Below are 13,363 nucleotides of genomic sequence, written 5' to 3' on the forward strand. Positions count from 1 at the left end.
ATGCCACACTACCTGCAGGGTTCTCACCCGCAAATCCGGTCTGGCGGGCCCGGAACCCGCCGCTTATCCCGCCGCACGTTTCCTGACCGGCATGAGCCTGCGCCACTGAACAAGCAAGCGATCGGTTTCCAGTTCCGGACTGACATTATTCACCAGTGCCCGCCGGGAGTCGCGGATTGCGTCCACAAGTTGCTGGACGCGCCAGGGCGGGTTTGCTGTGGCCAGGTATCGTACCACCTCCGCGATGCCCGGGTCGCGGGCCTCACCGCCAGCCATCACCCTGGCAAGGTCACTGGCCCAGCCTTCCATCAGGTTCAGTGTTGCCTCATGCCCCAGTTCCCGGAAGGCCCTGGCCGCGGCGGCGACTGTGATTGCGCCCTTCATGAACTGGCGGAATGCTTCCAGAGCGGTGTCCCGCTGCATCAGAAATTCACTGTCGAGCAATTCCACGGCCAGGCGGGGAGCTCCCCCGGCAAGATGCAGAGCGAGTGCCTGACGGTCAGTATCCGGCGCCGGCTCCCGATCGGCAAGTTCGGCTGCCAGCCAGGCCGTTGCGGCTTCCGCCCCGGGCGTGGCGACGGGCAGCACTCGGCAGCGGGATCGTATGGTGGGCAAAACCGGCCGGCCGGTCTCCTGGAGCAGCAGCAATACTACGTCGGCCGCCGGTTCTTCCAGGGTTTTCAGCAAGGCATTGGCAGCGTTGATGTTGAGCTGGTCAGCCCGGTCCAGTATGGCCACCTTCACCCCGGCCACCTGGGGTGATGCCACCGCAAACTGTGACAATGCCCGCACCTGGTCGATGCGGATCATGCGGGATTTTTCCGGTTGATAAACCCGGATATCGGGATGGGACTCCCCCGCCACCAGCCGGCACTGACGGCACTCGCCACAGGCGGCCCGTGATCCCGGGGCGCGCCGGTCGCAGACCAGTAAAGCCGCAATGCGTTCAGCAAGCTGTCGCTTGCCCACTCCTCGCTCACCTGTGACCAGGCTGGCATGGGGTAACCGACCCTGGTCCAGGGCCTGCCCGAAATGTTCCAGTACCGGCGTAAGCCAGGGCATGTCGTTCACAGCGATTTCCTGGTCAGAACGGGCGCCGGGCAGGATCAGCGGTGTGCTGCCTGGCAGGCCCGTGGGTGGTGGATCGACGTTTCAGTTCCCGCCGGACATGGGCCAGGCGACGGCGCATAAGACGCAACCCGGTGGTCCGGTGGTGTCGGCTTCCCCGGCGCAGCCGGGCACCCGTGCCATAGTAATGATTGTTCAGGTCCCCGGCAAAGGCCCTCGCAATCCTGCCGGCGGACGGTGCCTGTTGCTCCGTCAGGCTGGCCAGCTGCAATGGCGTCGCCCCGGCTGGAACGGCAACGCCCCGCTGCCGCAATATCCGCTCCCAGCGGAGCACCATGACGGTAGCGGGATCCGGCCGTTTGCCACCGCCATGACGAAACGCCGCAACCATTGCGGCCACCAGCAAGGCGACCCCGATCAGTCCGGCGGTGATATACCCCAGCTCCCGCAGACCGATTCCTCCCGGCAGACGACTCATCAGATCCATCTGCGACTGCCCCTGGTAACCCACCACCCAACGCTGCCAGTTATAGTTGATCCGGTCCATCTGCAGGCTCACCCATTGCACCAGGGCAAGGTCACCATAACGCTGGGGGGAAGCCCAGTTGTCTTCCAGGAACGAGCCCTCCTCGGCCACCGCATCCCGCAGGCCGGATTCTATCCGCTGCGGCGCAATCGCCGCCGTGGGATCCAGACGCACCCAACCCTGGCCGTCAAGCCAGGCCTCCACCCAGGCGTGGGCGTCATACTGGCGGACAATCAGATAGGCATCGTCGGCCCCCGCCGAACCACCCTGATACCCGGCCACCACCCGCGCCGGAATATCGGCGGCCCGGAGAAGAAAGGTCATGGCGCTGGCGTAGTGGGCGCAGAACCCGCGCTGGTCATCAAACAACAGGGTGTCCACGGGGTCGTCCGGCATGGCCGGTGGACGCAGGGTGTAATAATAAGGCTGTTCCCGGAACCGGTTAAGCACCGCGTTGGCGAAGGCCAGGTCCGACGCCGTGCCGGTGGCCAGTTCACGGGCCAGCTGCCGGCTGCGCTGGTTGCCTGATGAGGGTAGCTGCAGGTAGCGGCGGCGCTCCCCCGGAGACAGTTCGCCAACCTCCCCCGTTTCAGGCTCCAGCGCCATCCGGTAGCGCACCGACGTATCGGCAGGGCGCTCAAGTCGGAACAGCTCCCCGGGTACTTCCGAGATATTGCCGGAGACTGCCCGGGAGTTGTCCAGGGCGTAGACCCAGCGCTGGCCGGAAGCCTCCATCAACACGTCGTACTGGTTGGCCGCCAGTGTCTCGATCCCCGCATCACGATCCACGCGGCCAAGGCGGCGATAGGGTTCCTCCTGCCACTGGCTCCAGGTGTGCCCGTCAAAGCGATCAAGGATCAGCCCCCGCCAGTAACGATCCCGGTGCTCCGGAATATCGCCCCCGAAACTGACCCGGAAGGACCGCTCGCTGCTCTGGGCAAGACTGGAAATATCCCCTGGCGTCATCGAGTCGGATAGCCCCGTACGAGCCTGCTCCGAGACCAGGGGAACACTCCACAAGGGGGCCATACGGGGGAAAAAGATGAACAGCGCGATAACCACCGGCAGGGTCTTGAGCAGCATGGTACCCAGGCGCCGCAGGCCCCGAAAGGCGCTTTGTCGGCTGTCCGGCGGTGTATGCAACAACTGCAGGGCCACCAGGATGACGACCACACCGGCCAGGGTGACCAGCGACCAACCAATGCCCTGGCGGAAGAGAAAGTTTACCGTGGCCAGGTAGACCAGAATGAAGAACAATACGAAGAAGTCACGGCGGTTCGCGGTTTCCAGCCACTTTAGGCCGACCGCCAGCACGAAGAAGGACGCCGCGGTGTCGACACTGAACCGCCCGTGAACGGTGGCGACATAAACGGCGATCAACCCCCCCATAATCGTCAGCCTGAGCCACCGGCCCGGCAAACGGACCCGGCCCAGTTGGGCAAGCCAGCGCCAGCCGGCCAGGGCCAGGCAGGCAACGATCAGCCAGACCGGAAGCCGGTCCCACTGGGGCACCAACAGCAGCACAAAACCACACAGCAACCAGAGCAGGGCCCGGGTTGGCAGCAGCGAAACGGCAACGTTCATCGGCCACCATCCCCGCCTGGAGGCGTGCGTTGCCAGGTGGCCAGGGACCTCAGGCACTGGCGGCGATGATGTGCGCCCCTGTCCGGCTCGATCATCACACCCGGAAGGCGCAGCCCCCAGGGTTCACCGACGCGATCACGATCCAATACGAGGGCGGTGAGGTAACTCAGTCGCAGCTCATGGTCAACACCGGGAAAGCCCTCGAAGTCCAGCCACTGGGGGCTGCCCTGCTCTCCTTCCCAGTCAGCCACGGTCATTTCGCCATTGCGGGAGTACCGTTTCCAGTCCACCCGCGCGCTGAGGTCTCCTTCCCGCCAGGGGCGAAGCTCGACCTGGTCCTGGCCCTGGCTGACGGCAACAGCTTCGCTGTCACCGGCTTCCACACTCCCCTCCGGTGCCCGGGGAGGCAACACCGGGCGCGGATAAACCAGTGCCGGCGTGGCCGGTCGCAGCCAGGACCAGGCCATCAGAAGGCCAAAGGGAAAGCGGGTTTCCACTCTCACCCGGTCCGGGCGTAGAAAGCCCCGTTCCCGGCTGGGAATCTGCAATGTGCCTTCGATACGCTCGCTGCCAACCACTGACAGGATTATGGGGCCACCGGCCTCGGCGCCCAGCTCAATGGCCGTTGCCTCGTGGGGGCCCTGCAGTACAAAACGGAAGGGAATCGCGTCACCGGCAAAGCCCTCGCCGGGCTGCAGCAGCGCCAATTGCAGGCCACTGAGGTTGTTGTGGGTCTGATGCATGGCCGCGACAAACAGCGCCCCGAGCAGGAATGTCAGCAGGTAGATCAGACTGTTCTGATAATTGATGCCCGTGAGCAGCATGACCACCAGCAGCAGGCCGAATACCCACCCGGCAGCTGTGGGCAGGATGAAGATGCAACGCCGGTCAAAATCACGCCGGTCATCAACCGGGATGCGGCGGTTTATCCAGCTTCGCCAGCGCTTGCGGGTATGTGATCGGATGGCAGACAACAATGGACTTTTCACCATGGACAGCGGACTGTGGGAACCGGGACTCCGCGGTTCCCGGGTTACAGGCTCCTAGGGTATCATGCACGCCCCATTCTCCTTTCAGGTTACCGGATGTCGAATCGTCACTCTGTGCCGGCTACCCGAATTGCCGACTTCGTCACTGCCTTGTCCGGTCTGACCGGTTTCATCTGCCTGGTCACGGAGCGCGGTCGTAAACGCCGAATGAGCGCGCTGCCCACCAGGCAGTGGCAACTTTCGTTCGTGACTGACCGTTTCCACAAATCGGTGGACAACATCCTGGAACACCACAGGACCATTGCCGGCCCCGACCGGTCCGGGTTTATCGCCGGCCATCTTTTTTACGACGCCGGCATTCATTCGGTTCCCGGTTTTCGCAGTCGCAAGCCTGTACCTGATTCTGTTGGCTGGGTGGGCCTCTATCTTTGGCACCTGGAAGTCGCCGTGGACGAGGCCCCGACCACACCGGCCGAGTTGGTCTTCGATCCGGCCTGCCCCGCCGGCATCCGCGACAAAACCCTTGCCCTGCTGGACCACGCCACCCCATCGCCGACCGCCGGTCACTTTTGTATAGCGGACCGGTTCCGGGCCTGCACCACGCCCGAGGAATACCGTGAGGGCGTAGCCCGGGTACTTGAATACATCCGTGCCGGCGACTGCTACCAGGCCAACCTGTCGCATCAGTTCGAGGGGACCTTCAAAGGGCCGCCATGGCGGGCGTGGCTGGCACTGATGAAAGCCATTCCCGTGCCCCATGGCGGCTACCTGGATACCGGCCCCTGGCAATTACTCAGTGTGTCGCCGGAACTGCTACTGGAAATCGACGCCAACAGGATCACCAGCAAACCCATCAAGGGCACCCGACCCCGCAGCGACGACCCGCAACGGGACCGGTCGCTGGCACAGCAACTGGTCACCAATAGCAAGGACCGGGCTGAGAACCTGATGATCGTGGACCTGATACGCAACGACCTCTCGCACTTCTGCGAACCCTTCTCGGTAAAGGTGCCCCAGCTGTTCGAGGTGGAAAGCTACCGCAATGTGCACCAGTTGGTCAGCACCGTCACCGGGACCCTGAAGCCCGGGGTAACGCCATTTGAGGCCTTGCTCAGCGCCTTCCCCGGTGGTTCCATTACCGGCGCCCCCAAACGCAGGGCCATGGAGATCATTGACGAGCTGGAACCCCATTGCCGGGGGCCCTATTGCGGCAGCCTGTTCTGGTGGGATGCGGATAACCGCCTGGAGAGCAACATCGCCATACGCAGCCTCCAGACCTTCAGCAATGGCACCATCCGGGTATGGGCCGGCTGCGGCATCGTTGCCGATTCGGATCCGGAAGATGAATACCAGGAATCCATAACCAAGATACAGCGTCTGATTGATACCCTGGAGGCCCTGGGAAGCGATATCGGCACGGCCTGACGGCTGCAGGAACCGTCAGGCACACCTGTCAGAATCGTCGTGGGTCAGTGGCGATTACTGAGAGAGAGGAAGGTCTTCCGCAGTTCATCGAAGTCATGAACCGCCGGGAACTGCGGGAACTCGTCAATAACATTCTGGGGCGCGTGGAACAGAATCCCCCCTTCCGCCTGAGTCAGCATGGTGGTGTCGTTATAGGAGTCGCCGGCCGCAATGACCCGGTAGTTCAGCAACTGGAAGGCCCGCACTGACTGGCGCTTGGGGTCGCGCTGACGCAGCAGGTAATCGGTAATGCGACCGTTTTCGTCCACTTCGAGCTTGTGGCACAACAGCGTGGGATAACCCAGCTTTTCCATCAGCGGCATGGCGAATTCGTAGAAGGTATCCGACAGGATCACCACCTGGAAACGCTCCCGCAGCCAGTCAAGGAACTCCCGGGCGCCCGGCAGCGGATCCAGCTCACCGATGACTTCCTGAATGGCCGGAAGACCGTAGCCATGCTCATCCAGCAGGCGCAGGCGCTGCTTCATCAGCACATCATAATCAGGAATGTCCCGGGTGGTGGCCTTGAGCTCTTCAATACCGGTTTTTTCCGCAAAGGCAATCCAGATTTCCGGGATCAGTACTCCCTCAAGGTCAAGGCACGCAAGTTCCACAATGGTCTCCTGTCAGTCGCCGGCTGGCGGCAATGGGGTTAATCGCAAATCGCGCGGCTATGATAGAAAAAACCGGCGGCGAATGCACCGTTCGTTATACGGGATTAGTCAGCCGGATGATCGGGCACTACCGACCGCCCCGGGGGCTGATATAACCTTATGATTGCAGATTACTTCAGCAACCTGCATTCCGGTGATAGATTGACGCGTCCATCCAATAAATAGCATGCCTGGATACTCTCCGGGTGGTGACCTGTAATGGAACCAGATTTCCGATGAGCGAGATTGAGCAACTTCAGAACGAACTGGGCGGGCAAAGCCCAAGGTCCATCCTCAAGGCCGCCCTGGCCCGCTACAATGAGATCGCGATTTCTTTCAGCGGCGCCGAGGATGTGGCGCTGATCGAGATGGCCCACAAACTCACGGACCGGCTGCGGGTATTTTCCCTGGATACCGGCCGTCTGCACCCGGAAACCTACGAGTTCTTCGAGCGGGTGCGCAAACACTACGGCATCGAGATTGAGTTCCAGTTTCCGGAGGCGGAAGCGGTACAATCACTGGTGACTGAAAAAGGGATGTTCAGCTTCTACGAGGACGGTCACGGAGAGTGCTGTGGCATTCGCAAGGTCGAGCCCCTGCGACGCAAGCTGAGTACCCTGGATGCGTGGATTACCGGCCAGCGCCGGGACCAGAGCCCCGGTACCCGTAACGATGTTCCGGTTGTGCAGCTGGATGACGCCTTCGACGGGCGAAACGGGGCACTGGTGAAGTTCAATCCGCTGGCCAACTGGACCTCGAAGGAAGTCTGGGACTACATCCGTATTTCGGAGGCGCCCTACAATCGATTGCACGAGCGGGGCTTCGTCAGCATCGGCTGCGAACCTTGCACCCGCGCCGTTTTACCGGGACAGCACGAGCGGGAGGGCCGCTGGTGGTGGGAGGAAGCCACCCAGAAAGAGTGTGGCCTGCACGCCGGCAACCTGATTGCCAGTGACATCAGCAGCAACTGAATTCAGGGCCGGTAATCCGGCCCGAAACGTGCGTTCAGGGAGCCTGCGCGGTCAGTAGACCGGCAGCTCCACGTCCCTGAAAAGATCCTCGATTTCCTGTCGGCTGCCTTGGTGGGCAACAGCCTCGTTCACCATGTCCCTGGTGAGGTGAGGGGCAAACCTGCCCATAAAATCGTACATATAACCCCGCAGGAAGGTCCCCTTCCGGAAACCGAGCCGGGTGACACTGGGACGGAACAGCTTGCTGGCATCCAGCGCCACCAGGTCGGAATCCGCCTCCTCGTCATAGGCCATGGAGGCGATAATGCCTACTCCCAGGCCCAGCCGCACGTAGGTCTTGATCACGTCCGCATCAGCGGCGGTGAACACCACCTTCGGCTCCAGCCCCTCGGCCTGGAACGCCTCATCCAGCTTGGAACGACCAGTGAAGCCGAACACGTAAGTGACCAGCGGGTGCTGGGCCAGCTCCGGCAGTGTCAGTTCCGACAGCTGAGTAAGCGGATGGTCCCGGGGCACGATCACGCAGCGATTCCAGCGGTAGCAGGGCATCATGATCAGATCGTTGAACAGCTCCATGGCTTCCGTGGCAATGGCAAAGTCCACGGCGCCATTGGCCGCCATCTCGGAGATCTGCATGGGCGTACCCTGGTGCATATGCAATGACACATCCGGATAGGCTTCGATAAACCCCTGGATAACCGGCGGCAGCGCATAGCGGGCCTGAGTATGAGTGGTGGCGATGCTGAGATCGCCCTTGCGCTGGTTGGAAAACTCCTGGGCGATTTTTTTAATGCCTTCCACCCGCCGCAGGATTTCCCCGGCCTCGCGAATGATGGTCTCCCCGCCCGGCGTAATCCGGGTCAGGTGCTTGCCGCTACGTGCAAACACCTCGATACCCAGCTCATCTTCCAGCAGACGGATCTGTTTGGAGATGCCGGGCTGAGAAGTAAACAGGCTCTGAGCCGTGGCGGAAACGTTGAGGTCGTGATGGGCGACTTCCCAGATATAACGCAGTTGCTGTAGTTTCATTGATCCTTTCGCTCCCTAAGCGGACCGGGACTCTGCACATGGCGCAGACTCCAGGCGTTGCGCCCTGCCGCCGGTTATGCGTCGTGGTTTTATCAGAATTGTTACCAGAATACGCATAAAGATGTTTGTTTTCATTCTTTTTGAGAATAGAGAGTGTCCAGATACTCAGTGTAGCGCATATTCCACAAATGCAAGTGTTGCCGAGGCCACATAACGGTTATTGAATGATCCTGCGAAACGGTGGCAATGCATCGAGCAGCAGCTGGCCGTAACGACGGCTGACAATCCTCCGGTCGAGAATGGACACCCGGCCGGTATCGGATTCCGTCCGCAGCAGCCGGCCTACCGCCTGCACAAGTTTTACCGAGGCATCCGGCACCGTGATCTCCATGAAGGGGTTGCCACCGCGACTGGTTACCCACTCTGCCAGGCTTGCTTCGATGGGGTCATCCGGTACCGAGAACGGCAGACGGGTGATCACCACGTGGTCCAGGTAACGTCCCGGCAGGTCTATGCCTTCAGCGAAACTGGCCACCCCGAACAGGACCGAGGGCTTGCCAGCATCGACCCGTTCGCAGTGGTGGCGCAACACCTCTCCCTTGGCCATATCGTCCTGGGTGGTGATCAGTCCGGGATGCTCCGGCGCCAGCCGGTCCCGCACCGCGTTCATCTGCCGGCGTGACGTGAACAGCACCAGAGTTGCCTTTTCTGCTGCCCACAACTCGGGCAGCCGTTTCACCAGGGCAGCGGTGAAGCCTTCGGTATCTGTCGGCAGAGCGTCCATGGGGGGCACTTCCACCGTCGCCATCTCGCCGTAACGGAAGGAGCTGGGCACCACCAGGTAACGGCTGTCGGCAGGAAGGCCGGCACGAGAACGGAGCCGGTCAAAGCGGCCCAGCGCCGTCAGCGTGGCACTGGTCAGCACCGCCCCGTGGGCACGGGACCAGAGCCGGGAGTAAAGCAGGTTATCAGCCAGCACCGGACTGCTGTAGAGGGTGACTTCCTCGGCATGGTCCCAGCGCTGGCGGACGGCCCAGCGCGCCGGCGGTGGTGGCCGGTGAGCCGGCCTGTCATCCTCGGACACTGGCGCCGGGACCTCACACCAGGCGGCCCAGAGCCTTGACTGGTCCTCGGCGCGGGCATGGAAACTGCCGATCACCGGATACCAGGCCTCCGCGGTATCACGGTCCAGCTCATGGTCCTTGCGCTCATCAAAGCCCTTCTGGAGTTCATCAGCAACCGTGCCCAGGTGGCGAACCAGTCCGGCGGTTGCCGCGCGGGTTTCCGTGGCCAGGGACAGCAGCTGCTCAGGTAACTCTCCTTCCGGATACCGCCACTGGGCGGTGCGACGCTCTTCGGAAAACTCCCATTGAATACTGTCCAGCAGGTGCTCCTGAACCCGGTTCAGACAGTCCTCCAGCTGACGGGAGGCCTCCGAGACCTTCTCCACGGTGCGACCGGCGACCGTGGAAGGCGGCAGCCAGGGCTGGATCTTGACCAGCGCCTGACCGAGCTGTTTGAGCCATTGCCGCGTGCTGTTCAGGGGTACTGAAGCAGCAAAGTGGTTAAGGGCCTTGTCGGGCAGGTGGTGGGCCTCGTCAAAGATATACAGTGCATTCTCGGGCTCGGGCAGGATGGCGCCGCCACCCAGGGCCAGGTCAGCCAGCACCAGGTCATGGTTGGCCACCACCACGTCGGCGGTTTCCAGGCCCTTGCGGGCGTCGAAGAAGGCACAGTTGTCAAAATAGGCACAGTGGCGGTTGGTACACTGGCGGTGGTCGGTGGTGACCTGGCGCCAGATATCGTCCGGAATTGTGCTCGGCCAGTGGTCCCGGTCACCGTCCCACTGACGGGCACCGTACTGGCCAAGCAGTTCCTCGAAGAATTCCCGGGTGCCCGGTTCCTGCTCCCTGCCCTCATCCAGCAGGAACAGCGGCATGGTATCGCTGTCGCCATGGCCTTCATCCTGCAGCCGGGTTTCCAGGCGGGACAGACAGAGATAGCGACCCCGGCCCTTGGCCAGGGTCCAATCGAACTTCAGACTGGTGTGTTTTTCCAGGTCTGGCAGGTCCTTGCTGATGATCTGGTCCTGCAAGGCCACGGTGGCCGTGGAAATCACCAGGGTCTTGCCCAGGGCCCGCGCCACCGGAATGGCTGCGATCAGATAGCCAAGGGTCTTGCCGGTCCCGGTGCCGGCCTCCACCACGCAGGCCGCCGGCGCGGAGGTACGCTTGCCGTCATCCTCGGTGATGTCCCCCATATAGCGGGCAATCTCGGCAATCATCAGTCGCTGGCCATAGCGGGCACGGATGCCCTTGCCTGCCAGTACATCGCGATAAGCCTTCTGGATTTCAGTCTTTACGTCGTCGCTCAGAGGCATCAGCGGGGACTGCTCCAGTCACGGACGACACCCACCCGGAAGCGTTGCCCGTCCATACTCAGCTCGACCCCTTCTTCGGTAATCCTTTCGACCCTCAGGGGGCCCAGGGTGTCACCCATGCGCAGGTAACGGTTGTTGATCATAACGCTCCGGGCTGATGGTCGGGATGAATAGACGTGGCTGTTGAACACCAGGTCGGGTACCTGGCGCTGGAAGGCCATGGGCAGCTCTACCAGGTGAGGAACCCGACCCTCCCAGGGGGCGGGCGAGTAGTCATCTTCACTACCACCTGCGCTGGAGGGACGAATGGTGGGTACGATAACCGTGGGTGCTTCGTCGAGCGTGTCGAGAATCACCACCCCGGCGTCATCACTCACACCGCTGGCCTCCGCGATTTCTGCTGGCTCCCCGGGCACTGGGGGAACCCGGGTGACCGTCCCGGCCGATTCGGCGTTGCCCTGATCCTCTGCGGGCTCCAGGGCTGCTGCCGTGTCCTCACCCATAGCCTGGTCACCGGTTACAGCGACGATGGCCCCGGAGCCGGACGGTGCCTGCAACAGGCCGACACCCGGCCAGAAGAGCACAATCAGCACCAGTGCGTTGAGAACCAGGGCAACGGCCAGCCACCCAATCGCGGGAATGCCCCGGCGACGGCGCCGGTGAATCATACGCACCTGCTGGCCAAGGTCCGGTATGCGGCCCTGGTTTCGCTCGGATTCGGATTTTTTCAGTGCTTCAAGAATATAGGACATGGTAACCGCTACCCTGCTCCTTCCCTGACTGCCGGACCGGTCCCCACCGGGGCAATCATGGTGGCATGGTCAGGAATCAGCCTGGGCACACCGGCATCAAGGTCATTGCTCATCTGGATCAGGGTCATCGCCCCCACGATGCCGTCCTGTTTCAGCCCCTTCACTTTCTGGTACCAGCGAATCTGCTCTTCACGAATCATTCGACTGACCCGGTCTATCTCGTTATCGTCGGAGGCGTGTAGCCCCATCAGCTGCATCATGCGGGCGCTGAGCCAGACCCCCTCCCGGCTCTTGCGGGGCAGTTCTGACGGGTCTCCATCCCACGCCATGTAGGGCGGCAACTGCCAGAGTACGGAAAAATCCCCATACCAGTAGTCTTCCAGGTCACTGAACGAGACATCCAGCGTTCCTTCGGTTGTAGCGACCGTGGCAATATCGCCCTGCAGCTTTTCCAGGGTGACGTGGCCACGCTCACCCCCCGGTCCCCTGAGGGTAAGCACAGCAGGCCGGTTGATGTCTTCCAGGCTTCGCCGGCTGCCCTGGCGGTGCATGCAGCGCAGGCCGGCGGCGTCGGCATAGTCACAGGCGAACGGATAGGCGGACCTGTCCCAGTCATGGCCCCACAGCCTGAAGAGGCCTTCATAGGCCTCAGCCGTGGTGAGGCTATGCTCCTCAAAGCTGAAGCCGGCCAGTTCGGGCTCATCGGGCGCCGCCTCCTGTTCCGCCTGACGTTCGACCGTGCCGGACACCACCTGCTCCCCCGGCGCTTCGGGTCTGTCTTGTTCGACAGACGCGTCCTCCGCAGCGGCGACAGCTTCGTCGGAGGCGGGTTCTTCCGGACCGGACTCAACAGCAACAGACTGCGCAGCGACTGCCTGCTCCGGGGCGCCACCCCCTGCCTGTTGCTCGAATACCGCCCAGACTGCTACCGCCAGGGCAGCGACCACCGCCGCTGCGGTAACGCCCCGTAACACAGGCGATACCATCCCATGCGTCGGCCCGGATGCCAACCCGCCGACCTCTCTGGCGGCAGCTCGGATGTGCCGCGGCTCGATGTGCTGAACACCCTCGCTGTAGGCCCCCAGCAACGCCCGATCGCTGATCAGGTTAATCAGACGGGGTATGCCATGGCTTTTGCGATACAGCAGGCTGATGGTACTCGGACTGAACAGCTCAACCTTCACCCCGGCCACGCCAAGACGGTAATGCAGGTAGGCTGGCAGTTCGTCCTTTTCCAGGGCATCCAGGTGATAGCGTGCTGTTACGCGCTGGTTGAGCTGGCGCAGCTCCGGCCGGTCAAGAATGTCCTTGAGTTCCGGTTGCCCCAGCAACACTATCTGCAACAATTTCTTTTCTGCGGTTTCCAGGTTGGTCAAAAGCCGCAGTTGTTCCAGAACTTCCGCCGACAGGTTCTGGGCTTCATCGATCATCAGCACCTGATGGCGACCACGGGCATGGGCTTCCAGCAAATGCCGGTTGATCCGGTCGATCAGCTGCTTGATGGTGGCGTTATCCGGATAGGCGATTCCCAGTTCATCACAGAACGACGCCAGCAGCTCTCGGGCGGAAAGCCGGGGGTTGAGGATCAGCGCAATGTCCACGTGCTCCGGCACGTTCTCGATGAAACAGCGGCTGATGGTGGTCTTGCCGGTACCCACCTCGCCGGTAATGACAACGAAGCCGCCCTGCCCCTGAACCCCATACATCAGGTGAGCCAGGGCTTCCTTGTGGCGTTCGCTGAGATACAGATATCGGGGGTCCGGCGCGATAGAGAACGGCGGCTCCCGAAATCCGAAGAAGTCGTAGTACATGTAGATCCAGTCAGCTGACAGCCGGAGTTACCGGACCCGTCCTTTTCAGTCGAAGGCCCGCGTTATGGTCGAGAAGGAGACCATAATACCGTCGCCAGTCGCGGACTGTCATCATGACATGCCGACGGGTTCACTT

10 protein-coding genes are annotated in these 13,363 nt (G+C 62.1%); 2 read left to right on the forward strand and 8 right to left on the reverse strand.

Translation table 11 applies throughout. The features are described 5' to 3' along the window. Positions 1–63 precede the first annotated feature (63 nt). The 3 genes from holB to ACESMZ_RS08365 are packed head-to-tail and all read right to left on the reverse strand — an operon-like array spanning position 64 to position 4,155. Positions 64–1,062, reverse strand: a complete 999-nt coding sequence (gene holB / locus ACESMZ_RS08355; protein ID WP_372956876.1) for a DNA polymerase III subunit delta' — start codon at positions 1,060–1,062, stop codon at positions 64–66. A 22-nt stretch (positions 1,063–1,084) separates the two neighbouring features. Then, positions 1,085–3,178 carry a transglutaminaseTgpA domain-containing protein gene (locus ACESMZ_RS08360; RefSeq protein ID WP_372956816.1) on the reverse strand — a complete coding sequence of 698 codons (2,094 nt, stop codon included), beginning with the start codon at positions 3,176–3,178 and terminating at the stop codon, positions 1,085–1,087. Next, positions 3,175–4,155, reverse strand: coding sequence for a DUF58 domain-containing protein (locus tag ACESMZ_RS08365; RefSeq protein WP_372956815.1), 981 nt, complete (start codon positions 4,153–4,155; stop codon positions 3,175–3,177). The genes ACESMZ_RS08360 and ACESMZ_RS08365 overlap by 4 nt, the downstream gene beginning before the upstream one ends. Positions 4,156–4,263: 108 nt before the next feature. Between ACESMZ_RS08365 and pabB the strand changes: the two genes are divergently transcribed. Further along, positions 4,264–5,592: an aminodeoxychorismate synthase component I gene (pabB, locus tag ACESMZ_RS08370; RefSeq protein ID WP_372972477.1), complete on the forward strand. Its 1,329-nt coding sequence runs from the start codon at positions 4,264–4,266 to the stop codon at positions 5,590–5,592. Positions 5,593–5,636: 44 nt separating this feature from the next. Here the strand turns inward: pabB and thrH are convergent, their stop codons facing one another. Further along, positions 5,637–6,245 (reverse strand): bifunctional phosphoserine phosphatase/homoserine phosphotransferase ThrH, encoded by a 609-nt coding sequence (gene thrH, locus ACESMZ_RS08375; RefSeq protein WP_372956813.1) that lies wholly within the window; start codon positions 6,243–6,245, stop codon positions 5,637–5,639. A 275-nt stretch (positions 6,246–6,520) separates the two neighbouring features. On the opposite strand from thrH, the gene ACESMZ_RS08380 reads away from it, so the two are divergent. After that, on the forward strand, positions 6,521–7,255 hold the full coding sequence (locus tag ACESMZ_RS08380; protein ID WP_372956812.1) for a phosphoadenylyl-sulfate reductase: 735 nt from the start codon (positions 6,521–6,523) through the stop codon (positions 7,253–7,255). A 51-nt stretch (positions 7,256–7,306) separates the two neighbouring features. On the opposite strand, the gene cysB is transcribed toward ACESMZ_RS08380, so the two are convergent. From cysB to ACESMZ_RS08400, 4 genes are all read right to left on the reverse strand, one after another. Next, positions 7,307–8,284, reverse strand: coding sequence for an HTH-type transcriptional regulator CysB (cysB, locus tag ACESMZ_RS08385; RefSeq protein ID WP_372956811.1), 978 nt, complete (start codon positions 8,282–8,284; stop codon positions 7,307–7,309). Between the two features lie 217 nt (positions 8,285–8,501). Then, on the reverse strand, positions 8,502–10,664 hold the full coding sequence (dinG, locus tag ACESMZ_RS08390; RefSeq protein ID WP_372972478.1) for an ATP-dependent DNA helicase DinG: 2,163 nt from the start codon (positions 10,662–10,664) through the stop codon (positions 8,502–8,504). Beyond that, the gene (locus ACESMZ_RS08395; protein WP_372956809.1) at positions 10,664–11,416 is read right to left on the reverse strand and encodes a general secretion pathway protein GspB; all 753 of its coding nucleotides are present in this window, start codon (positions 11,414–11,416) and stop codon (positions 10,664–10,666) included. The genes dinG and ACESMZ_RS08395 overlap by 1 nt, the downstream gene beginning before the upstream one ends. Positions 11,417–11,424: 8 nt before the next feature. After that, positions 11,425–13,227 carry an ExeA family protein gene (locus ACESMZ_RS08400; protein ID WP_372972479.1) on the reverse strand — a complete coding sequence of 601 codons (1,803 nt, stop codon included), beginning with the start codon at positions 13,225–13,227 and terminating at the stop codon, positions 11,425–11,427. Positions 13,228–13,363: the final 136 nt, after the last annotated feature.

This window comes from Marinobacter sp., from assembly GCF_041690615.1.
GTDB lineage: Bacteria > Pseudomonadota > Gammaproteobacteria > Pseudomonadales > Oleiphilaceae > Marinobacter.